General features: G+C 50.2%; 13 protein-coding genes. 3 read left to right on the plus strand and 10 right to left on the minus strand.

Annotation, left to right across the window (positions count from 1 at the left end; genetic code table 11):
- Nucleotides 1-9: 9 nt before the first annotated feature.
- From AAHB90_RS04145 to AAHB90_RS04180, 8 genes are all read right to left on the minus strand, one after another.
- Nucleotides 10-909, minus strand: a complete 900-nt coding sequence (locus tag AAHB90_RS04145) for a metallophosphoesterase family protein (RefSeq protein WP_342083643.1) — start codon at nucleotides 907-909, stop codon at nucleotides 10-12.
- 77 nt (nucleotides 910-986) lie between these two features.
- Complete coding sequence (locus tag AAHB90_RS04150) at nucleotides 987-2,777, minus strand: RagB/SusD family nutrient uptake outer membrane protein (RefSeq protein ID WP_342083644.1); 1,791 nt, start codon at nucleotides 2,775-2,777, stop codon at nucleotides 987-989.
- A 20-nt stretch (nucleotides 2,778-2,797) separates the two neighbouring features.
- A complete protein-coding gene (locus AAHB90_RS04155; RefSeq protein ID WP_342083645.1) occupies nucleotides 2,798-6,172 on the minus strand; it encodes a TonB-dependent receptor in 3,375 nt (1,124 codons plus the stop codon).
- A 229-nt stretch (nucleotides 6,173-6,401) separates the two neighbouring features.
- The gene (locus tag AAHB90_RS04160) at nucleotides 6,402-7,535 is read right to left on the minus strand and encodes a FecR family protein (protein ID WP_342083646.1); all 1,134 of its coding nucleotides are present in this window, start codon (nucleotides 7,533-7,535) and stop codon (nucleotides 6,402-6,404) included.
- Between the two features lie 85 nt (nucleotides 7,536-7,620).
- The gene (locus tag AAHB90_RS04165) at nucleotides 7,621-8,178 is read right to left on the minus strand and encodes an RNA polymerase sigma-70 factor (RefSeq protein WP_342083647.1); all 558 of its coding nucleotides are present in this window, start codon (nucleotides 8,176-8,178) and stop codon (nucleotides 7,621-7,623) included.
- A 375-nt stretch (nucleotides 8,179-8,553) separates the two neighbouring features.
- Nucleotides 8,554-12,120 carry a VCBS repeat-containing protein gene (locus AAHB90_RS04170; protein WP_342083648.1) on the minus strand — a complete coding sequence of 1,189 codons (3,567 nt, stop codon included), beginning with the start codon at nucleotides 12,118-12,120 and terminating at the stop codon, nucleotides 8,554-8,556.
- Nucleotides 12,080-13,621 carry a RagB/SusD family nutrient uptake outer membrane protein gene (locus tag AAHB90_RS04175; RefSeq protein ID WP_342083649.1) on the minus strand — a complete coding sequence of 514 codons (1,542 nt, stop codon included), beginning with the start codon at nucleotides 13,619-13,621 and terminating at the stop codon, nucleotides 12,080-12,082. Before AAHB90_RS04175 ends, AAHB90_RS04170 begins: the two co-directional genes overlap by 41 nt.
- A gap of 21 nt (nucleotides 13,622-13,642) precedes the next feature.
- The gene (locus AAHB90_RS04180; protein WP_342083650.1) at nucleotides 13,643-16,786 is read right to left on the minus strand and encodes a SusC/RagA family TonB-linked outer membrane protein; all 3,144 of its coding nucleotides are present in this window, start codon (nucleotides 16,784-16,786) and stop codon (nucleotides 13,643-13,645) included.
- 356 nt (nucleotides 16,787-17,142) lie between these two features.
- Between AAHB90_RS04180 and AAHB90_RS04185 the strand changes: the two genes are divergently transcribed.
- Both AAHB90_RS04185 and AAHB90_RS04190 read left to right on the plus strand, forming a co-directional pair.
- Nucleotides 17,143-18,825, plus strand: coding sequence for a glycoside hydrolase family 43 protein (locus AAHB90_RS04185; RefSeq protein ID WP_342083983.1), 1,683 nt, complete (start codon nucleotides 17,143-17,145; stop codon nucleotides 18,823-18,825).
- 46 nt (nucleotides 18,826-18,871) lie between these two features.
- Nucleotides 18,872-20,488, plus strand: a complete 1,617-nt coding sequence (locus tag AAHB90_RS04190; RefSeq protein ID WP_342083651.1) for a sodium:solute symporter family transporter — start codon at nucleotides 18,872-18,874, stop codon at nucleotides 20,486-20,488.
- A gap of 12 nt (nucleotides 20,489-20,500) precedes the next feature.
- On the opposite strand, the gene AAHB90_RS04195 is transcribed toward AAHB90_RS04190, so the two are convergent.
- Entirely contained in the window at nucleotides 20,501-21,523 is a 1,023-nt protein-coding gene (locus AAHB90_RS04195) for an LLM class flavin-dependent oxidoreductase (protein WP_342083652.1), read from the minus strand.
- Between the two features lie 413 nt (nucleotides 21,524-21,936).
- Here AAHB90_RS04195 and AAHB90_RS04200 point away from each other — a divergent pair, with 413 nt between their 5' ends.
- Nucleotides 21,937-22,329, plus strand: coding sequence for a hypothetical protein (locus AAHB90_RS04200; RefSeq protein WP_342083653.1), 393 nt, complete (start codon nucleotides 21,937-21,939; stop codon nucleotides 22,327-22,329).
- A 96-nt stretch (nucleotides 22,330-22,425) separates the two neighbouring features.
- On the opposite strand, the gene AAHB90_RS04205 is transcribed toward AAHB90_RS04200, so the two are convergent.
- On the minus strand, nucleotides 22,426-23,424 hold the full coding sequence (locus AAHB90_RS04205; RefSeq protein WP_342083654.1) for a 2-hydroxyacid dehydrogenase: 999 nt from the start codon (nucleotides 23,422-23,424) through the stop codon (nucleotides 22,426-22,428).
- Between the last annotated feature and the right edge of the window lie 14 nt (nucleotides 23,425-23,438).

Consider the following 23,438-nt stretch of genomic DNA (forward strand, 5'->3'; position numbering starts at 1 on the left):
ACCAACCGGCTAAAAGCTGTGCGGGTAATAATGGTTGACAACCGTACCGTCCTCCATTAAATCCACGATGGCGTAACCGGGAGGCGTCTGTTTGTAGTAACATTTGCCGGCAGATTCCTTATCTCCGTCTTCCCACCAATATCCGCTGAGTGCGCCATTGCAGTAGTATTCGACATTATTGTAAACGGCACTGTCCTGCAAATGGATGTGCCCGCTCAGACAAGTAATCTTTTTATCCTTGTGCTTATCAAACAACCCGCTGATGTACTTCGCGTCGGTGTGGTTACCCCCGTCGATAATGGTGCACACGCCAAGTATGGGATAATGGCTCAAACACATTACGGGGGTTCCGGCAGGTAATAGGGCAAGGTCGTTTTCAAGCCATTTACGCTGTTCGGTATCCAGCGAACCGGAGTTGTTGTTACTATCGAGTATAACAAAATGCCATCCTTTTTTATCGAAGCTATAATAGCGGCCTGGGATGCCCAGTTGTTTTACCACATGTTCCTTTCCGTACATCGCATCCTGCTTGTCGGGCGCGGCCCACCACATGTCATGGTTGCCAAGACAGCTGTGCATTTCATATTCCTTGAGTTCACTCCGCAATGTTTTCCAAATGTCCCACTGCTCGTTTACTCTTTCGCGGGTAATATGGCTGTAATCGGCTGCGTAAATGGTATCGCCTCCATTGAGGAAAAAATCGATCTTGTGTTTTTTAATTTCTTCGATGCATTGGAGAAAACGATTGGGCGCATGGTGCTCCGGCCGAATATGTATGTCGGTAATATGGGCAACACGCAACACTCTTTTCTTTTTTGCGCTTTGCCCGCTTGCAAAGGCACCGCTGCCGCCTAGTGAAAAAGTGCCCGCCGTTAAAGCAATATCTTTTAAAAGTTCTCTTCGTTTCATAATTAATATTTAGGATAACCAGCCATCTTTTCAGCCGTCTTTTTCGGTTCGACAGCCCGGATCTCATTCCCTCGTCGTCATTCCCATCCCGGGGATTGTTTCAAGTTTTTATTAAGAATTGTTTGTTCCAGGGGGACCGGGAAGTAATAGTATTTGGATTCATTGAAGTTGCGCGGTTGTTGCTTGTCGCGACCAAACATAATGTGGCCGGAGGTGCCCTGCGAAAGGTAAAAACTGCCGTCGGTAAGGTAATATTTCACAATTTTAGCTTTCACATCGGCGGGTAGTCCTGCCAATGGAGCCTCATCTCCTGCGGCTTTAAGTATGGCAATATCTTCGACCCCGTCGCCGGTGACGTCTATACCTCCGAGCGCTGGTACATAAATCCCCCTGGTGTCCTGGCCCAGCAGCGCGCCGCTTTTCCAGCGATAGAGATCGTCGAAACGCAGGCCCTCGCAGGCCATTTCGGTTCGCCGTTCGCGACGTATTTCGAGGATCAAGCCCTTCCCGGCTCCTGCCACGGCAGGGTACCGGCCAGCCAGATAAGGATCAGGCAATGCATTTGCGGCCGCCAGGTTTAGGTCGGGCATTCCGACACGACGTCGCAGCAGGTTGATCGTCTTATCCAGGTCGCCTTGTGTAATCGTGCCCAGCTCAGCCTTTGCCTCTGCGTGAATCAATAGTATTTCAGCATAGCGGAAAATGGGCAGGTCGGTATAGTTCAGGGCCCAGCCTCCTCTCAGCGCCGGGTCACGCGGGTAGAATTTTAGTTGAAGATAACCTCCGAAACTCGGCTTGATCACGTAAGGGGCGTTGGTAGCCGGTACATTAGAGAATCCCGGGGGCATTATCGTTTCAGCCATCCGCGGGTCGCGATTGCGGAACACTTCGGTAAATGTTTTTTTGTCATATCCTGCCTGTGAAGTAAATGCCGTACCGTCCTTCATCAGAAATTCGTTGGCCAGGCTTCCGCTTAATGCCCATTGCCAATCCAGTACCACGTGGGTGTTGTTGGCCACTCCGTCTTCCTTGCTGTTTTTTTGAAGAAATATTACCTCTTTATTTGCGGATAGATTGTTGCTTGAAAACAGCGTACGGAAGTCAACAGCGCCGTTTCCCGTGTTATGGATCTCAAAACCACCTTCTTCTATGATTTTTTGGGAAGCACTTACGGCCCGTTCCAGAAAACGGGATGCTGTCCCTTTTAAACCCAGCTCGTCGTGATAAGTTCTGTAAGTGCCTTCGTGCAGGGCCACTTTTGACAGAAGGGCTAGCGCTGCCCACCGGGTAATCATCGTCTTGTTGGTACGTGCCGGCAAAACATGGGCGGCGGCAAATTCCAGGTCGTTCATCACCGAGTCGACAACGAGTACTCTCGGGTCTCTTGCCTTGTAGAGCATTTCCTCGTCTTCGGTGCCCATTACGTGAGAGTACCAGGGCACATCGCCGTACCGTTTAACCATCCGGTAGTAGAATAGGGCCCGGAAAAAGCGGGCAACCCCGATGTAATGGTTAATCACAGCCGCGTCTCCGGTGGTCTTCGACGTATTGTCGAGCATGTAATTAATCCGGCGAAGCTCGCCCCATGTGTTCCAGCCTCCTACGTTGCCGGGTGTTATGCCGCCGCGTATAAGGTTATCCGTCTCGTTGCCTCCGGTATTAATGGAGATATTGTCGGAATACAAGTCTTCCCAGCTGGCCCCCAGGCTTCCATAAAGGCCGTTGGTGTAAGTTTCGAGGTCGGCTGGCGTATTGAAAAACTCTTCTTTCGTGATAGCCGTTTGCGGGTTTCGCTGAAGGAAATCATCTTCGCAGGACGACAGCAGAAAAAAGCCCGCCAGGATTGTCAGATATGGAATTACTTTCATTTCAGTAAGGAATTTCAGTGTTAGAAATTAAAATTCAACCCGCAGGAGTAAGTGCGTTGGAACGGATAGGCCGCATTTCCAAATGATTCGGGATCCAGGCTCACTTTGAGGTGGGAAATCTCAAAAAGGTTTTCTACGCTGATGTAAAAACGGACCTTGTCCAATCGGGCCTTCCTGAGGAGGGTTTGTGGCAGACTGTATCCAAGCGTGAGATTTTTCAAGCGGGCATAGGCGGCATTTTGCATGTATCGCTTGTTGGGTATTCCCAGCTGTTCCATATTATCCTCGGCAGCATACGCACGAAGGGCAGGGAAATAGGCATTGGGGTTTTCGGGTGTCCAGTGATCCATATTCTGTACCGTCACATTCGTCCACGGCTGGGAGTATACCCCCCAGAAGTAAATGTTAGAGCCGCCCGGATACCACTCCCGCTTTCCGATTCCCTGCAGAAATGCCCTGATGTCAAATCCTTTCCAGCCTCCCGACAGATCAATTCCGTAAGACAGGCGAGGGCTGCTGTTACCAATTTTGTACAAGTCACCGGGGTTGTCGACCGTACTGTTCCCCTTGTCGACAACGCCGTCGTTGTTGCGGTCTTTGAATTTAGGATCCCCGACAAAAAACTGATAAGACTGATCGTCGGTACCCATTGCCCGTTGGTCGGGATGGTTTTTTAACTCCTCCTGATTCTGAAAAAAACCTTCGATTTCAGCTCCCCAGATTTCGCCGATTTCCTGTCCGACATAATAGTTGCTGAGAAGTCTGGTGGGGTTGTCGAACCGGGTAATTTTGGTCTTGTTGTCGGCAAGCGAAAAGTTGACATTGTAAAAAAACGGGGAACCCGCGAGCTCTCCCTTGTCCCGCCAGCTTAACCGAAGCTCCCATCCGTCGGTTTTAAGGTCACCGGCATTGACGCGTGGCACTCCGGTCCCGAAAACGGCCGGAAGTGTCTTGCCGGCGATCAGCATATCCCGAGTATAGCGGGTGTATTTATCGAAATTAAGTTCGAGCCTGTTGCTGAAAAAGGCAAGATCTACGCCCATATTAAGGGTTGATATTGTTTCCCAGCTGAAATTATCGGAAACAGCACCGGGCGCGTTGACGGTCACAGGGCGTCCGGTGCCCAGTATCTGACCCACCTGGGCACTGCTCATGGTAGGGATATAGTCGTAATTTCCCACCGCGCTCTGGTTGCCCAGAGATCCAAACGACCCTCTTACTTTAAACAGATCCAGTTTCAGGCTATTCCTGATCGGGTTGAAGAAACGTTCCTCCGATACCAGCCACCCTGCAGAAGCGGATGGAAAGAAACCCCATCTTTTGTTTTCAGGGAACCTGGACGTACCATCGTATCTTCCGTTCAATTCGAGGAGGTAGCGGTTTTTAAAATTATAGGCTAACCTGTAAAACAGACCACGGAGGGCATAATCACCGATGTTCTCCGATACCTGCATGGTGCCGGTGCTCAGTCCTATCGACGGAAGAGCATTGGCTATTAGATTGTTGCGTCGTGCAGTATAAGTTTTTGCAATCCTGTATTCCTGGTTGTAACCGACAAGCCCCTGAATGAAATGGCTGCCAATATTTTTATGGAAATCCGTATAAAGGTTATAAACCGTATAGTTGGTGTTGGTACTGCTGTTCTGTGCCCAGGTAGTGGTGCTGCCGGTAAACGCCACCGGATTGTTGGGGCCTGTTTTGTAGCCTATCGGAATATCAAATGAGTTTGTAAAGGATGCTCCGCGGCGGAATGTCGCTTCGCCCTTCACATCCCACACATCTTTGATCAACGCAGCATGAAAGGAAAAGGTGGTTTGAAAATCGTTGGTTTTAGTATCGGCCCTTCCGCCTTCCGACAGTCGGCCCAATAAACCGGCGCCTGCGGAGGTCCAGCTTCCGTCGGGGTTTTTCGGGACGTCCAACGAACTGGTTCTGTTTACATTCCAGAAAAAGTCGCCGTTTATGAATACCGGCGTATCATATTTGCTTCCTGTCAGCAGGGTGTTATTGGAAAAAGTAAGCCATTTGGTTGCATTCAAATCGACTTTCCCCCGTGCGTTGTAGCGGTTGTATATGTCGTTTCCGTAGCGCAGCATGCCATCCTGCCGGTAATAGTCGCCCGAAAAATAGTAGCTTACCTTATCTGATTTTTTTGACAGGCTTAAATTGGTGTTATACGTAGGCGCGCTGCTCATGTACGCCTCTTTCATCCAGTTGGTGGCGCCATAATAGGCCCAGTTGGCCGGATTGGTAGGGTCGGGGATGACGGCAGGCAGGGAAGGATCGGCCGATCGCTCTTTCGCATACGCACGTACTGCATCCGGATACAAGTTGTAAAGAGGCACCGCAGCGTCGTGTTTGTATTGCATCACAAGGTATGGATCGGTCACCAGGTCAGGTAACTTACCCACCGTTCTGAAGGCCATGTTGGCATTAAGGCTGACGTTCATTTTATTGCCTTTGGCCGTTTTGGTCGTAATCAGTACCACTCCGAATGCAGCACGGGCCCCATAAATGGCCGCTGCGGCGGCATCCTTCAAAACCGACACCGTCTCAATGTCGTTGGGGTTGAATAACGCAATTTCGCTCATGGTGAAGGGCACATTATCAACCAGTATCAACGGTTCGCCACCATTGATACTCGTGAAACCGCGGATGTTGAAATTAGCCGCCGTGGTAGCCCTGCCATTGCTTAATGCGATGTTCAGGTTTGGAATAAGTCCCTGTAATCCAGCCCCGAGACTGTTAAGCGGCCGGCTTTCCAGCTGCTGAGCGGTGACTGCGTCAACAGCACCGGTAAGGTTTGCTTTCTTTTGAACGCCAAATCCAACAACGACGACCTCATTCAGGTTTTTATCCCCGGGTACCAGGCTGATCCGGAGCTGGCCCGAACCGGGCGCCTTCACTTCCTGGGTGATATAGCCGATGAAAGAGATCACGAGTACCGAATGCTCGGTTACTTCAATGGAAAACCTCCCATCCTCGTCGGTAGTTGTTCCGGAGTTGCTGCCTTTGATACGAATATTAGCCCCTGGCAGCGGCCCTCCGGTTTCGTTCCTCACTTCCCCTTTCAATAAATCGGGTAAGGCTGCCTGGCTATGAGAGCTGATCACTACCAGGTTATTGTTGAGAACTTTATAATAAAGCGAGCTGTTTTTCAGAGCGTTATCCAGCACTTGCTGAACAGACTGGTTTTCAACTTCCACATCTACCCTGGCATTTTTCGGCAACCTGGTGTCCTCGTATAAAAAGCGATAGTCGGTCTGCCTCTGAAGCATGGAAAACAGCTGCTTCAGATCTATATTTTTAGCCTTAATGCTGACCTTGTTCTGTCCGTAGCCTATTGCAGAGACTTGCAAACACACTACAATCGACAGTATTGTAGTTAATTTCATGACAATGAGCAGTTTGCGAAATTTGGCATGGTTATCCCACAACGATTGGGGCACAATCATTTTTTTCATAATTTTACAGTACTTAAAGTTTTAAGAAATGATACAGACGTCCGCTCAAAGAAGTATTGTATCGTTTTTGAAATGAATAAGCATAGAAAGAGATGTTAGCGCATCTCTTTTTTTATGCAAAAGGGTCGGGTCAGGGTTAAGCCATAGGGTAGGGTTTAGGTTATTTAATGATTATGGTCCTTCCGTTCTGTTCAAAATGGAAGGGAATGATGATCTGCAATGCCTGAAGGGCTTCCACTACACCTTCATTATTAAAAACCCCGGAAAATTTTCTTTGCCTTAGGCCGGGCTCACTGATCTGAATATCAACATTATACCACTTTTCCATTTTGTCGATCACCTTTTCGAAAGGCTCGTTGTCAAATACGAGAACATTGTTAACCCACGATACTTCCGGTATCACCTTTGCCAGCGAACTCTCTTTTAGCGCTTCGATCCGGTAGTGTGGTGTGACCTTTGGAGTACGCCCTTTTACATTTTCTGACGCAACGCTGTTCAAGGCAGTTTCAGGGCCGTCGACTGCGATCGTTATCTTTTCGTTCGGTTTCAACTGTATTTTGTGGTTGGGGCGGGAGAGGTCGGTAAGTTCCACCGATCCGTGGATCAGGGAAGTCTCGACCTTATCGCTTTGAGGGTAACTCTTTACGTTAAACGCCGTACCCTTGACGAGGATGTTTACGCCTTTGGCATGCACGGTAAGCGGTACGCTGGCATTGTGTGCCACATCAAAGAAAGCTTCTCCGGTGAGCACGATTTCTCTTTTTTGTTTTCCGAAATCGCTGTTATATGTCAAACGACTTTCCCCGTTGAGCCACACGGAGGTGCCATCCGGCAGCACTTTTTTCAGTCGCTTTCCCCGTTCGGTTTGCACGACAATATTTTCCCGCTTTCTTTCTGAGGGAACTCCCGCCAGATCATCTTTTCTGCTCCATCCGGTATAATAAATTGCGGATACGGCTACGAGCAGGATGCTGGCTGCGATGGATAGCCATCGCCCATGTTGTGCATATGTGAAAACGAACGGCTTGCGGGTGCGGGGCGCGGCCGAATTGTCCCAGTTTCTTTCCGGGAACTGCTCTTCCAGCTTTTGCCGCAGATTTTCCCAGGCCCGGTGTTTTCCGTCATTGTTTTTTCTGAGTGCCTGGGGCTGCTGAAAATAAAAGCTGTATAATTCGACCTTAGCGGCAAGTTCGGGGTCATTTTTAAGGTGACCGTCCAATGCCGTTAATTCATCTTGGGTGGCTTCTCCGGCGAGCTTTCGCGCAATCAGTTTCCAGACTTGATCGTTTGTCATTAGTGTCAGTTCAGATAGGACTTCTGAACTAAGGATCCCAAAACGGAGAGAATCACCTAAATGGCGGGAAAGTTTTTTTTTAAATTTACTGATTCAGCAGAGAACCAATCGATTCAGTGATCTTTTTCGTGGCGATCGCCATCTGAGCGTCAATCGTCTTGACGGAAATATCCAGTATCTGGGCGATCTCCTTGTATTTGAGGCCGTCCTCCCGTACCATCTTAAAAATTACCTTGCATTTGGGCGGCAAGCTTTCAATGGCACGTTCGATCTGCATGACAGTTTCGTTGGAGATCAGTAATTCTTCCGGAGATGCCGTGCCTGCCGCTTCGCCTTCATTCACCAAATCCTCCCAGTTAATCTCACACCGGCGGTTTTCACGAGCGACCGATTTGAGCGAAAGGTTTTTTACCGACACATAAAGGTAAACCTGAATATTGTTGACTTCCCGTAACCGCCCGCGGTTGCCCCACAAATTGACGAACGTATCGAGTACCACTTCCTCGGCAATCTCCTTGTTTTTCAGGATCGTGTATGCGCATGCAAGCAGAAAGTCGTAAAGGTATAAAAACAGCTTCCTGAAGGCCGATTGGTCGTTAAACAGAGCAATTCTCTCGGTCCAATGTCGAAGCTGTTCCTTCATTTTAGAAAATGTGAAATTTCAAGATAAAATGTAATCTTAGTCAATTGCCTCAATTTTCAAAAATTAAATTTTTGTGAACTCCGTTTTCCTGAGCCTGCCGGACCGCCGCCGATACTGCCATTCGCAACGTCGCGACAGATATTTTCATGGTTTAATATATATTAACAAAATAAATTCGGATTGCCCTGCTTTTTAGTAATTATCCCATGCGTTTAACGCGCTTGTTCACTAATTTACCCCTATTTTACTTTTGGTTGATCTTCTTTTAAAGTGCGTTTTATACCAAATCAATTTCGTTTTGTAAATATATACTTTACTTTTTAGATAACCCCAAGTTTTGGCTTTATCTTTTGCCTTTTTAGGTTGGTAAGATCCTTATTTCCTGCTGGTTTCGAAGACTACTAATTTTATCTGGGTACCGATTGCCCCTATACGTGCTTCATCTCGCCAGTCGGACGGGATTTCCTGCGTAATCCTGTTGATGACAATGCCTCGGGAGTGGACGGCTGTCAGCAGCAGTTGCTCTTTTTTGGCATTACGGAGTAGCACGCTGGACCGGGCATCGCCGCGCAGCAGCAGGCCGCTTTCCTTCGGGCTTTGAGACTGAAAACCACCTTTCCCATTACCGAGCAGCAGAAGCCCGGTCGATGCGTCCTGCCTGCCCATATTTACTTCATTCGGGTAGAAGTTGCCCGTCAGGATCACATCCTTATTCCGGTCTGCGTTTACATCTGCCACCACGATCCCGAATACCGGTGCCATCTGCGCCTCCACGGGCAATGCCGAGACTTTAAACCGGCCATTTCCCTGGTTTTCGATATAGGCGGATTGTAAAAAGGTGGCCTGTGTTTTGTAGGCACCGTTTTTCTCATCGTCACTCAGCAATTCGTCAAAGCTGGTTTTTGCGTAGTCGATATAATGCGGGAATTTCCTCCGGAACTGGATCACCTGTTGGTTCAGCGCATCGCGCGGGACACTTGGATAACTTGTGCCCTGGATAAAATAGCCCATCAACGGATCGAAAGTGCCGTCGTTGTTGAAGTCTTTGGCGACGATCGTCACCGGTTCGGTTTGCGAGGCGCGGTAGAAAGTGTTGATTCCTTCGTTGCCCGCTATCAGATCGATGTCGCCATCGCGGTCGAAATCCGCTGCGGCCAGGCTATTCCACCAACCGGAATAAGGACCCAGCGCAGCCCTGGCCGCCTGCGTTTCCCGGAACCGGGTTTTATGATTTTTAAAAATGCGTATGGGCATCCATTCACCGGCAAGGATCAAATCGTCGAGACCGTCCTGGTCCGTGTCGGCCCAAACGGCGGCACATACCATCCCGGCCGACAAAAGTTCGGGGCAATAGGCTTTGGTAATGTCTTTAAAATTGATTTTGCCTCCGCGGGAATCGTTGCGAAGCAGATAGGCGCGGGCCGGTAACGGGTATTTACCGGGAATCATCCTGCCCCCAATGAAAAGGTCCTGGTCGCCATCCTTATCAAAATCGTTGGATAGCACACACGAGCCGCTTACCGGAATGGCGGGTAACGCTCCCGGGGGAGATTGGGTGAAATTTCCCCTGCCATCGTTCACGTAAAGCTGCACTTCGTAGAATGCGCGGTCGGTTTCCGGCATCTCATTCCCGCCATTGACCACAATCAGGTCTTGATCCCGGTCACCGTCGGCATCGAAGAATGTGGCGGAAATGTTTTCATGTAGCGAATCCTGAGCGATGGCCTTTTTGGCAAATGTCCCCGACGGTTGCTGGAAATAGATGAAAGGCTTCCCTTTCTTGTAGCTTGTACCTGCGAAAAAGTCATCAAGCCCATCCTGATTGGCATCGCCTACCGCAATGGCAAAGCCGCTTTTGGAAAGCATTTTGTGCAACGCGGCCGTTTGTTTGAAATCGATGAAATCGGACTTTTCATGCACATAATCAAGTTTCAGATCACGGGTAATATCGGTGAAGAACGGATCAGCCCGTGGCGCCTCCGTTCGGGGTACTGCTTCGGCGTCCTTCTGCATGAGCTGCAATCGCTGGTCGGCGGCAATTTGATATAGTTTCTGTGACTTCCCGCCGGGCCAGGTTACCAACAGACTGTCGATCGCCGTTCCGTTCGCCAAACCAAAATGCAGGCCGGTATTCATCGATGAGAGGAAACCCCGCGCGGGGAACATTTCCGCGAACTGCACCTGCTTCCCCTGCCAGATCGTGACGGAACTGCCTACGCCATCCAGATTGCCTCTATTGCCTTTTAAGATCAAGCTGAGGAAGTGCGTGCCGGATTTTTCCCGGCTTTGGTTTTGATAAATAAATGGTTCGGAATCAATATTGTTGACGACCAGATCCAGGTCACCGTCGCCATCCAGGTCGGCATAGGCGGCACCGTTGGAATATGATAGTTCGTCGAGCCCCCAGGCTTCCGATGCATTATCGAACGAAAGGTTCCCCGTGTTTTTATACGCGTAGTTCGGGATTTTCACCTCGGGCACTTTCTTGATGAGCTCCAGTGCATTCAGTTGCTTGAAATTGTTGGTGCCAAAATTTGAAAAGTCTTCCTTGAACTGGATAAAATCGCGGTCGGTCACATCGCGACGGTAGCCGTTTGTGATGAACAGGTCTTTCAGCCCGTCGTTGTCGTAATCGGCGATGAGCGGCGCCCAGCTCCAATCTGTTTTCGATACGCCGGCCAGCAGCCCTATCTCGGAAAATAGCGGGACTTCAGGTTCGTTTTGACTGTTTTTTTGAAAACTGCCCAGGTTCAGTTGCAGCGTGTTCCGCATGTATTGCAGCTGGTAACCGTATTGCGGCGATATGCTCATTTCCTTGCGGTCGTAGTCCTGCCCTGCAAGCATTTTCTTTTGCCGCAGGTTGTCTTCCGGGAGCATATCGAGCTGAAAAATATCCGGGTAGGTGTCGTTGTTAATGTCGGCAATGTCCACGCCCATTCCGAAAAGGCTTGTATGCCCGGTGGCCTCGCGGATCACATTGTTGAAGGAAGGCTTGGTTTTCGCCCTGGCATTCAGGTACAGCATATCGCTGCTGATGAAGTCGTTGGAACAATAGATATCCGGATAACCGTCTTTGTTCAGATCGCTGATCGCCAATCCCAGGCCAAGGCCCTCGTATCGAATGCCGGCTTGTCTGGAGATATCGGTATATCTGGGCACGCCCCTTGCGTCGGCTCCCTCGTTAAGATAAAGTTTTCCCGTACTGGGGTAGGAGCCGTCGTTGTATGTCTGCCGGATGAAATTCGGGTTTTGCAGGTCCGGGGCGGTGTTCATCAGATAGGCATCCAGGTCGCCGTCCAGGTCGGCGTCGAAGAAGGCGGTTTGGGTAGTGAACGAGTTGTCGTTCAACCCGTATTCCCTGGCAAGCTCCCTGAACACCGGCACGCCGCTGGGGCCGTTTCCCTGGTTTACAAACAGCAGGTTTTCCGAGTCGGGCATCTTGATGTGTTTGGCAACACTGATGTAGATATCGAGTAGGCCATCCTGGTTGATATCCACCATCGAAATGCCGCTGCACCAGCGTGTTGTGGCTACGCCGGCTTTTTCAGTAATATCTTCAAATGCCCATTCCCGGGAGAGCGTATCGATTTTACTAAGGTATAATTTGCTGCTGACCTGATTGCCGCCAAAGAAAATATCAGGTTTGCCGTCCCCATTCACATCGCCGACACCCACACCGCCTCCGTTGTAGAAGTTCGTGAAAGTGAAAGGGTTGATGGAGTCATTCGGTGTGAGGCGGTTGACGAAAGTAATGTGTGTTTCCCCGGAAGTATGGCCGGTGAATAGTCTGTCGTTTCGCTTCTTGCACGACTCCAATGAGCCGGATGCCCATAGCGTAACGAAACAAAAGACACCGGTCATCAACCGGTGCCATTGTGCATTACGATTACTGCTTACGGGCTTAGTAGCCCGGGTTTTGGTCTTTGGCTTCAATTTTCGCATTGTTGTCTACTTCCTGTTGCGGGATAGGCAACAGCTCATGTTTTTTGGCCTGGAAATATGCCAGGGGCTCGGTTTTTAGTTTGTTGAGCTTTCGCCATCTCAGAATGTCGCGGTTGCGGATCTGCTCGCCATTCAGCTCTACGCGCCGCTCGTGCATGATCGCCGCGAAAACCTGGTCTTTGGTCGTTACCGGGTATTTGGCGGTAGGGTAGGCAGGCATCGAAACGCTTTTCCTTGCCCTGATCATGTTCAGGTATTTAACGGCCTGAGGAATGTTACCGAGTTCGTTTTCCACTTCCGCCAGCGAAAGAATGGTTTCCGCGAAACGCATAATACGCTGGTTGATCCCACCGGTCAGGAACGATTCATTCATTTTGTACATCAGCGAATATTTTTGCCAGCTCACCTTTTGGGTTACGCCATCAACGACCGACGCGTTGCCATTCTGTTGTCCATCCGTAAGGGTGGAAGCCCCGTTGTTATACTTCTCCCCGGTGAAGTAAAATGAATCGTCGTAGCGCGGATCGGTTTTCGCGTCGCCTTTGGTGGCTTTTTCAAACTCGGCAAGCAACCCGTTCGATGGGATCACATTACGCCATCCTATGGCTGAATATTCCTGGGTACGAACAGTTTCCGTACCGGCCGTAGCGCCGTTGCCGTCTCCATCCCAGTTGTAAACTCCGCCCGAGGGATAGAAGTTGACCTCGAAAATCGATTCTTTATTGAACTCGGTTTCTTCCAGGAAGTTGTCGTTGTAGTTGTCGACCAATGCATACACGTTGGAGTCGTAAACCTTCATCAGCTCGGTTTTGGCGCTCTGGTAATTGCCCTGCTGCATGAAAACACGTGCCAGCAGCATTTGTGCGGCGCCCTTGGTTGCCCTGCCCTGGTTGGCAGCATTGTAGGTCGCCGGCAATGCATTCTGGATTTCCTGCAGTTCGGTGGTGAGGTAGGCGTATACTTCGGCCTCCGTCGACCTGGGCAGACTGCCGTCTACGTCCTTTACGTAGTTTTTGTACAACGGCACGCCACCCCACATGCTTACGAGCTCGTAGTATGCATATGCGCGCAGGAAACGTGCTTCCGCAAATAGCCGGGCTTTGTCGGCATCGGTCAGATCGGTTACCTTGTCGGAATTGTCGACAACCGAATTGGCGCGGTGAATTAGCCGGTAATATGCCAACCAAACCGTTCCCATGACCGAATTGCCCGTGTCGTGCGTGCCTAGCAGCAACTGGTTGCGCGGGGTTTCAAGCTGACCGCCTCCGGCAGCCATGTCGTCGCTCCGCAAATCGTGCAGGAAAAACCATTCGCGTGCCACCAGATTGTTGGCTTTCAGCATCGAATACACACTTGTGACGCCACTCGTGAGCTCCGACCCATTTTTATAATAGCCCTCCACAGTTACCCCGTTCGGATTGCTTTTGTCCAGCACGTCTTCGTTGCAGGACAGAACCATACCCATGAATAGCGAAGCGGCAATGATGATATTTCTTTTCATTTCAATTCTTTTAAATGCTGATTAGAAACCGAAACTTAATCCTACCTGCAATGTTCTCGGCTGCGGGTACATCCCGTAGTCGATCCCGTTTATCAGCTGTGTACCGGTAGCCGTCGAAGAGCCGTTGACGCCAATCTCAGGGTCGAGGCCGGAATACTTGGTCAGTGTCAGCAGGTTGGTGGCCGATACGTAGACCCTGGCTTTGGTGATCGTATTGCGCGTCAGTGCGGCTAGCCCCTTCGAAGGGATCGTGTAGCCGATGCTGAAATTCTTGATACGCATATACGACCCGTTTTCGATGAAACGGTCGCTGGTACGGCTGTTGTTGTTGGGATCGCCGCTGACGGCCCTGGGAACATCGGTGTCGGTGTGGGTTGGCGTCCAGGCATCGAGCACGTCGGTACCGGCGTTGAACAACCGCAGCATTCCCTGTTCGATGACCTTGGTGCCATTGTAAATTTTGTTCCCCTGCACGCCCTGCAAATAGAGCGAGAAATCGAACCCTTTGTAGCTGCCGCCGAAATTGGCCCCATAGCTGAATTTGGGTATGAAGCTTCCCAGGTACTGCCGGTCGTTGGCGTCGATCAGGCCGTCGCCGTTCAGGTCCTTGAACCGGATATCGCCGGGAGCAGCGGCAGGCTGGTATTTCGTCTGGTCGTTGCCGTCGATCGCGTTATACTGGGCGATCTCTGCTGCGCTCTGGAAAATGCCATCCACTTTCCATCCGTAAAACGACTGGATCGGGTGTCCGGCTTGGGTTTTGGTGATATCGAAACCGCCGAAATCATCGTTTTTGCCGTTAAAAAGCGCTGCGCTTTCGGTAGCAAGGCTTACCACTTTATTTCGGGTGATATCCATGTTCACAGAGGCATTCCAGGTGAAGTCGCCGTCCGTTTTGTTGTACCCCAACTGGAACTCGTAGCCCCAGTTTTTCATCTTGCCGATGTTGGATAGCGGCGAGGACGAATATCCCAGGGAGTTCGGGATCGGCACTTCGAGCAAAAGCCCGTCGGTATTGCGGTTATAGCGTTCCGCTGTGAATGTAATGCTGTTGTTGAAAAGAGCCAGGTCAATACCCAGGTTGGTCATTTCGGTACTTTCCCATTTGAGTTGGGTGTTGCCCAGCGAGCTGAAATACGATCCCAGCAACTTGTTGCCGCCAAACACGTAGTTGGAATTATCGGCCTGTACCAGCGATTGCCATGCGTAGCTGCCGATGCCGTTAAAGCCGGTTTGTCCGTAGCTGGCCCTGATTTTCAGTTCAGATATAGCCGGAATGTTTTTCAGGAATTCTTCCTCGCTGATACGCCAGCCGAGCGATAATGAAGGGAATGTTCCCCATTTGTTGCCCGGTGCAAACCTCGACGAACCGTCGCGGCGCACAGAAGCGCTGAGCAGGTATTTTCCGTCATACTCGTAATTCAAACGCCCTACGTACGATATGAGGGCACTTTCATCGAGTGAGCTGGTCGCATTCGGATTGGAAACACCCTGCATCTCATCGATGTCGTTGTTCGGCCGGTAACCCGAGCCGTTGAGGGTATTGGTCCGGAAAGTCTGCCTGTCCACGATCGCGGTGACGTTCAGCATATGTTTGCCGAAGGTTTTGTCGAACGTAAGTTGGTTGGTGACGACCGGCGAAAAATAGTTGGTTCGGCCATTCCGTATTTCATACTGCGTCCGCGATTTGTACCCGTCGTTATAGATCGGGAATTGTTCGTTGGATAATGCGCTCACCACGTCGGCGCCAAAGCTGAAACGGTATCTCAAAAAGCTCGTCAGGTTAACCTCTGCGAACAGGGATGCCAGAACCTTAATGCGTTGGTTACGGGATACGTCCATCGTGGCAATCCGTAGCGGGTTGTCAGGATCGCTGCCGTCGGCGGCAGTAGGGGAACTGTATCCGCCTGGCTTGGTCGGGTCGGTGACAGGCCAGTAGGGGAGATTGCGGATCGCCTGCATGACGAGCGTGCGGCCGCCGCCGAAGCCCTGCTCACCGCGCGTCTTGTCATAGGAAAATGTAAGCGTCTGGCCGATTTTCAGGAATTTGGCCACCTGATGGTCTGAATTGATCCGGAAATTGGCACGTTTGTAATTGGTGCCCACCAGAATGCCTTCCTGATCGAAATAGCCCGCCGACGTAAAGAAACGCGAGACATTGTTGCCTCCGCTCACCGAAAACTGGTGCTGCTGAACGGGCGAATTTCTGAAAAGGACATCCTGCCAGTCGGTATGGGTTTGCGCAAAAGTCTGCGAAGCACCGGGGTAAACCGGCTGGTTAAGATCGGACAGCCTGCCGGGCATTGCGATGCCTGCATTGCCCAGCAAAGCGGTGGCGTACTGAATGTACTGATCGGTATTGAGGAGGTCCAGCTTTTTCCATGCCGATTGCGTTCCGAAATAGGAGTCGACATTGATATGCAGCTTCCCGTCTTTCGATCCTTTTTTCGTGCTGATGATGATAACGCCGTTCGAAGCCCTTGAACCATAGATGGCTGCCGAACTTGCGTCTTTGAGAACTTCCAGGGACTCGATGTCTTTCGGATCGAGGTTGTTGAGGTCGCCTGACGGGATGCCGTCGATCACATAAAGCGGCCCGGAAGCGTAATTAATGGAGCCGATGCCCCTTATACGCACGATAGGTGTTTGTCCGGGGCTGCCATTATTCACGACGCGGACGCCCGGTATACGCCCCTGAAGCGCCTGCTCGGTGCTAACCACCGGTAGGGCGGTCAACTCCTTGGGCGATACGGACGAAACGGCGCCCGTCAAAGAAGATTTCTTCTGTGAACCGTAGCCAATCACGACCATTTCTTCCAATGCCTGGTTTTCCATAGACAGCTTTATGTCGATCCGCGACTGACTGCCCACGGTAACCTCCTGCTTTCCGTAGCCTATAAAGCTGAATACCAGTATGCTACTCTCTGAAGGCACCGTGATGGCGAAATCCCCCCGCGCATCCGTACTCGTGCCGATGCTGGATCCTTTTAGCGTGACATTGACTCCGGGTAAGGGCTCGTTATCTTCGGTCGTCACCCGGCCGGTTACCTGCTTGTCCAAACGCACAGCCGCCACCACCTGGCCCGATGCGACCCAGGCCAGTAATAGCAGCACCAGGGCAGACCGGAACCTTGTTGCAAAATTCCGTTGTAAAAGGTCTCTCATAGGTTAATTTGGTAAATGTTAAATAGACACTTATTAATAATGCAGAAAAAATTTCCATGCAGCGTACTGCATTGCAAGGACTAAGCTCCATCAGGACCGGAAGGCTGCGATCAGGAAATCGAAAAGCAGTGACTTTGTGATTGTGATGGATTTAAATGACAAATAATTGTACTCGTCAAAGGTTAGATAATTTTAGTCAAATGTCAATAGAACACTTAAAGGCATACCCGCTCTCAACGGTTTCTCGGGGTGGTTTGAACATTTGTTCCTATTATTTGAACAAATGTACTCACGGTGGTCTGGGGGGCTGCGGTACTTTTGCCCACCGTCCGGGTCAGGACTCAGATTACTAAATGATGATCAAACGTTTTATCTCCGCAATCCTGGTTGCAGGCATTTTTTCCGGCCATTCTGCCCTGGCCCAAACCACATTGGTCAATCCGGTCTTAACGGGTTTTTATCCGGACCCGAGTGTGGTCCGGGTGGGCGCAGACTTTTACCTGGTCAATTCCACATTCTCTTACTTTCCCGGCATTCCGGTATTTCATAGTAAGGACCTGAAAAACTGGAAGCAGATCGGGAATGTGATCGACCGGCCTTCCCAGATGGATTTCATGGGTGAAAAACTGACAAGGGGGCTTTTCGCTCCGGCTATCAGCTATCACAATGGTACTTACTATGTTACCTGTACCGATATCGACCATGACGGAAACTTTATCGCGACGGCCAAAAATCCGGCGGGCCCATGGAGTGACCCGGTTCGTGTGCCGCAGGTACGCGGGATAGATCCGTCACTGTATTTCGACGATGACCAGAAAGCATACATCGTTTATAACAGCGATGCACCCGATAGAAAACCTTTGTATCCCGGGCACAGAACGATCCGCATTTTTGAAATCGATCCGGTTACATTGAAGGTGATTGGCGAGGAAAAACAGCTGGTCAACGGCGGTGTGGATCTGAGCAAGAAGCCGGTGTGGATTGAAGCACCGCATATCCTGAAAAGAAATGGGTGGTACTATTTGTATGCCGCAGAAGGCGGTACTTCGGTGAATCACACGGAAGTGGTTTTTCGCAGCAAGTCGGTTTCGGGGCCGTATGTCCCCTATGAAAACAACCCGATCCTAACACAAAAGGGATTGCCGGACGACCGTAAAGATCCGATCACTTCGGCAGGCCATGCGCAGTTCGTCGAAGGCCCCGACGGAAAAACTTATGCTATTTTCCTCGCCGTAAGGCCTTATGAGGGCAATTTCTATAACACGGGACGGGAAACTTTCATCGCACCGGTCGAGTGGAAGAATGACTGGCCCATTATCAATCCATCGGGCAAAGAGATCAAATATGAATATGCTGTCAATTATCCGGAGGTAAAACAAAAAGATGCGCTCCCGCAGGCCGGCAATTTTCAATATACCCTGACTTTCGAAAAGGCATTGGATCCCGCGCTGCTTTTTATGAGGACTATCGACCAAAATTCTTTCTCGTTATCGAAGAAAGCCGGGTTGACGATGAAGTTAAAACCTGAGACGATTATGGAAACGGGCAATCCTTCGTTCATCGGCAAACGTCAGCAGCATTTGTACTGTACCGCGGAAACGGAACTTGAGTTTTCAGCCGGATCTACCAGTGAAAAAGCGGGACTGACCATTTTTCAGGACGAATCCCATTTCTACTTTTTAAGTAAATCGGTTGAAAACGGCAAGCCCGTCGTACAGCTTTTTAAAAGCGGTACTGATGGAAAAAACATGGATTTGCTTGCTCAAATGCCTGTCGCAGACGTTTCCGGTCCGGTTAAACTGCGTATCGTAGCCGAAGGAGGTACTTACAGTTTCTATTTTTCAAAAGGCAATTCCTGGCAGTTACTCAAAGACAAGCTGGACGCGAAGTTCCTGAGCACCCAGGTTGCGGGAGGCTTCATCGGCTGTTTGTTCGGCATGTACGCCACCTCGTCAGGCGCGCAAACGACCAACACTGCTTCTTTTAAATATTTGAAATACAGCGGCAACGATCCGATGTTCAGGAAGCTGCCGCAGTAGTATGGCCCGTACCAGATAATCCATAAAAAACATAAAATACTCGTCAATGAAGCAGTTACAGTTGCTGGATTACATCATTTTCTTTGTTTACTTCATTATCGTTTCAGTATACGGATACTGGATTTACAACCGGAAAAAAAGTGAATCGGCATCGACCAAAGATTTCTTCCTCGCCGAAGGTTCACTGACCTGGTGGGCGATCGGCGCTTCTCTGATTGCTTCCAACATTTCTGCCGAACAGTTTATTGGCATGTCCGGCAACGGGTTTTCAATGGGGTTGGCCATATCCAGTTATGAATGGATGGCGGCGGCGACACTTGTGATCGTTGCGCTCTTTTTTATGCCGATATACCTGAAAAACCACATTTTCACAATGCCCCAGTTTCTTAGCCAACGTTATAACCCAACGGTGAGCCTGATTATGGCGATCTTCTGGCTGGGTTTATATATTCTGGTTAACCTGACTTCCATACTTTATCTGGGGGCTCTGGCGGTTTCCGGTATTTCCGGGCTGGATTTTAACTTTTGTATGTGGGGACTCGCCATTTTTTCGATCGTGATAACCATCGGGGGAATGAAAGTGATCGGCTTTACCGATGTTATCCAGGTGTTTTTTCTCATCATCGGCGGGCTTGCGACAAGTTATATCGCCATTAATCTGGTATCGGAAAACTTCGGTACGGCAGGCTTGTTGAATGGCCTGAAAATGATGAAACAGCATCATGACGATCACTTTCACATGATCTTCAAGCCTGGCAGCACGCATTACATGGAATTGCCGGGGCTGACGGTACTGCTGGGCGGGATGTGGATCGTGAACCTGAACTACTGGGGCTGTAATCAGTACATAACCCAGCGCGCCCTGGGAGCGGATCTTAAAACCGCCCGCAACGGACTGCTGTTCGCTGCTTTTTTGAAACTGCTTATGCCTGTAATTGTCGTATTGCCCGGGATTGCCGCGTATACCCTTTATAACCAGGGATTATTTCAACAGGAAATGACTGAAAACGGTGTTATCGTGGCAGACAAAGCGTATCCGGTACTCCTGAACTTGCTGCCGGATGGTTTAAAGGGGCTCTCTTTTGCCGCATTGACAGCCGCGATAGTCGCGTCTCTTGCTGGGAAGGCCAATAGTATTTCAACGATTTTTACCCTGGATATTTTCAGGAACTACATCGGTAAAGACAAATCTGAGGCACAGCTTGTCGCCATCGGGCGTATTGTTATCGTCGTATCGATGATCATGGCTATCCTGATTTCCCCCTACATGGGAATAGACAAGGCGGGAGGTTTTCAGTTTATTCAGCAAATGACGGGCCTGCTGTCCCCGGGCATTTTTGCGTCGTTTATCATGGGCTTCTTCTGGAAACGCAGCAACTCGGCCGGCGCCTTGTTCGCGATTGTCGGCGGCTTCATCATAGCCTTGGGTATGCACAACAACTGGCTCCCTTTTGTCGACTGGACACAAGTGCCTTTTTTGGATAGAATGGGTTGGGTGTTTGTGATCTGTGTCGTGGGAATGTTTGTATTGAGCTATGTTTTGCCGGATGAGAAAAAGGGCCTCGTTATCGATGCCTCGATGTTCAAGGCCCATCGGAGCTTCGTACTCGGGTCGGCTATTGTTCTGGTGCTCCTCTTTGGTCTGTATGCATTCTTTTGGTAGGACTAGCGCCGCTCAGCTCGTCGTTATGCGCTCGCTCTGAATGCTTTTTAGTACTTCATAGCTGTGGATACGCGCTCCCGGATCGTAGATGTGGCTGGTAACCATCAACTCGTCGAGTTGGGTATGCTTCTGAAAGTAGGCGAGGTCGCGGCCTATGGTCTTTCTGTCGCCGATAAATGTATACTTCATCATCTGTCTCACGGCCGCTTCCTCGTATTCTCCCCAAAGCCCTTCCATGCTTTCAACGGGTGGCTGCAAAGCCCGGCGCTTGCCTGTTATGATTCCCGTTGCGAGCTGGAAAAACGAAGTCGCAAGCCGCTCGGCTTCCTCATTCGTGTCGGCGGCGATCACATTTACACAGGCCATCACGTAAGGTTGGGCAAGATATTGCGATGGCCTGAAATTCATGCGGTAGAGTTCTAGCGCGCTCATGAAATGTGTGGGTGCGAAGTGGCTCGCAAATGCATAAGGTAATCCGAGATGGGCCGCGAGCCGCGCACTATCGGTACTCGATCCCAGGATCCATATCGGTATTTCCAGCCCTTCCCCTGGGATAGCTCGTACCTTGGCACTTTTGTTTTCTGCTGAAAAATAGGTTTGCAATGCGATCACATCGTCGGGAAAATCCTGGGCGGATTCCATGTAGTTACGCCTGAGCGCCCGTGCGGTAACCTGGTCGGTCCCCGGGGCGCGGCCCAACCCTAGGTCAATGCGGCCCGGATAAAGCGATGCCAGGGTGCCGAACTGCTCGGCCACCACCAGCGGAGCATGATTAGGCAACATAATACCGCCGCTGCCGACACGTATTGTATTTGTGCCGCCGGCAATGAAGCCGATCAGTACCGAAGTGGCCGTGCTGGCCACGCTTTCCATATTATGGTGTTCGGCGAGCCAGTACCGTTTATAACCAAGTTCCTCCACACGCTGCGCGAGCCGCAGACTGTTCCTGAAAGTTGTAGCTGCACTGTTCCCTTCTGTGATCGGAGCGAGATCAAGAATGGAAAATGGTATATCCTGAATAAGTTTGTCTGCCATGTCGATTCATTAATACTGAGAATGCTGCTAGTAAAAAGCATTTAATCAGCTTCCGAGTTCCTTTTTGGCCGAACAAACGGCTAATCAACAGACAAGGATGCCGGTGTGTCGGTTGTTGCATACCCTTGGTTCGGTGATGAACCAAAGTCTAACAGCTGATTGTGCGAAAAATTCAATGAATCACCCTGATTACTCTATGAATTCCCGGTTCTGATCTACGAGCGGGTTGGTTTTCAGATAAGTGGCTTATTTTCTGGTGTTTAATGGGTTGTTTGGTCGCTCTGTCGTTGTTTAGTGCCTGTCCGTCGAATCTATTTTGAGGGGTGAAGCGGGGTGTTTAACATTGTATCGGAAGTCGGGAGCGGAGTCGTTCCCGGCGGGTCTTAAACAATCATATTTAAACAGAAGCATCCATGAAAACGCTCATCACATCCGTACTTTTAACAGCCTCTATCGCTCTTTCCGCAACCGGATATGCAAAACCCTCGACAATAGCCTTCAAACCCGGAATGGAAGAGGTCGAAACCAGATTTTGGGTGGTAACCACGACCAATGGAAAAATTGAGGTTAACGTTATCAAAGCAGAAAAAGAAGTGTCTGTCAATGTGATTGATCAGTTCGGGCACACATTGGCATCTAAAACCATTGAAAAGGGCGACGCCGCTACCCGTACGAAATTTGACCTTAGCCAGCTGCCCGACGGGGCTTACAGAGTTGTGTTGATCGACGGCAAACACAAAGAAGTGAAAAACATCGAGTTAAACACCCGGTCGGTAGAGGCTCAGCGCATTGTTTCTTTGGGATAGCAGGCACTGGCAACCATTTGGCACGCCCGGCTTATCACCGGGTTTTTGCAAGGGTATGAACGTGAAATTGTGTGACGACCGGGTGAAACAAGTCTTTCAAACAAGCAGCGCGGCATGGTCATCCGGCTCTTCGCCCCGCAGGATCCGGTCGATATTTTGCAATGTTACCTGGGCGATCTCGGCAAGTGCTTCTTCGGTAAAAAATGCCTGATGGGCTGTCACGAGTACATTTGGGAAGCTCATCAGGCGCTGGATGGTATCGTCTTCTATGATACTTTGCGACAGGTCTTTAAAAAACAATTTTTCTTCCTGCTCGTACACGTCTATTGCCAGATTGGCCACATGTTTGCTCTTTAAGGCGTCAATGGCATGCGCTGTATTGATCAGCCCGCCACGGCTGGTGTTGATCAATGTCACGCCAGGCTTCATCATGGCCAGTGTACTTTCGTTGATCAGGTAATGCGTGCCGGGAGTCAGGGGGCAATGGAGAGAAATGACATCGGACGAGCGAAGCACCGCTTCTAGTGTATGGTACTCGATACCTGACAATTGCAGTTCATTGTTGGGAAACGGATCGTGCGCGAGAACCCGGCAGCCAAAACCTCTCATAATCCTGCAAAAAGCGCTCCCGATTTTACCCGTGCCGATCACACCAATTGTTCTGCCGTGTAAATTGAACCCGAGCAGACCGTTTAATGAAAAGTTCTGTTCCCGTACCCGGTTGTATGCTTTGTGGGTTTTACGTATTAGTGTCAGCAGCATTGCGACCGTGTGCTCGGCCACAGCCTCGGGAGAGTATTCCGGAACCCGGCACACGCGTATCCCATGGGCCCGGGCGGCATCCAGGTCCACATTGTTGAAGCCGGCGCATCTCAGTGCTATGACTTTGACGCCCTTCTCCGCCAACACCGAAATGACCCCGGCATTCACCTTGTCATTCACGAACACGCAAACGGCCGCCTGGTCGTTTACCGCATTCGCGATGTGGGGGCCCAAATGGGTTTCCAGATACTCGATCTCAAATCCGTAAGCGCGATTGTAGATATCGAAAAACTGTTTGTCGTAGGGCTTTGCGGAGAAGAAGAGAATTTTCATGCGTGGTTGTCAAT

Source organism: Dyadobacter sp. OTU695 (genome assembly GCF_038440355.1).
Taxonomy (GTDB): Bacteria; Bacteroidota; Bacteroidia; order Cytophagales; family Spirosomataceae; genus Dyadobacter.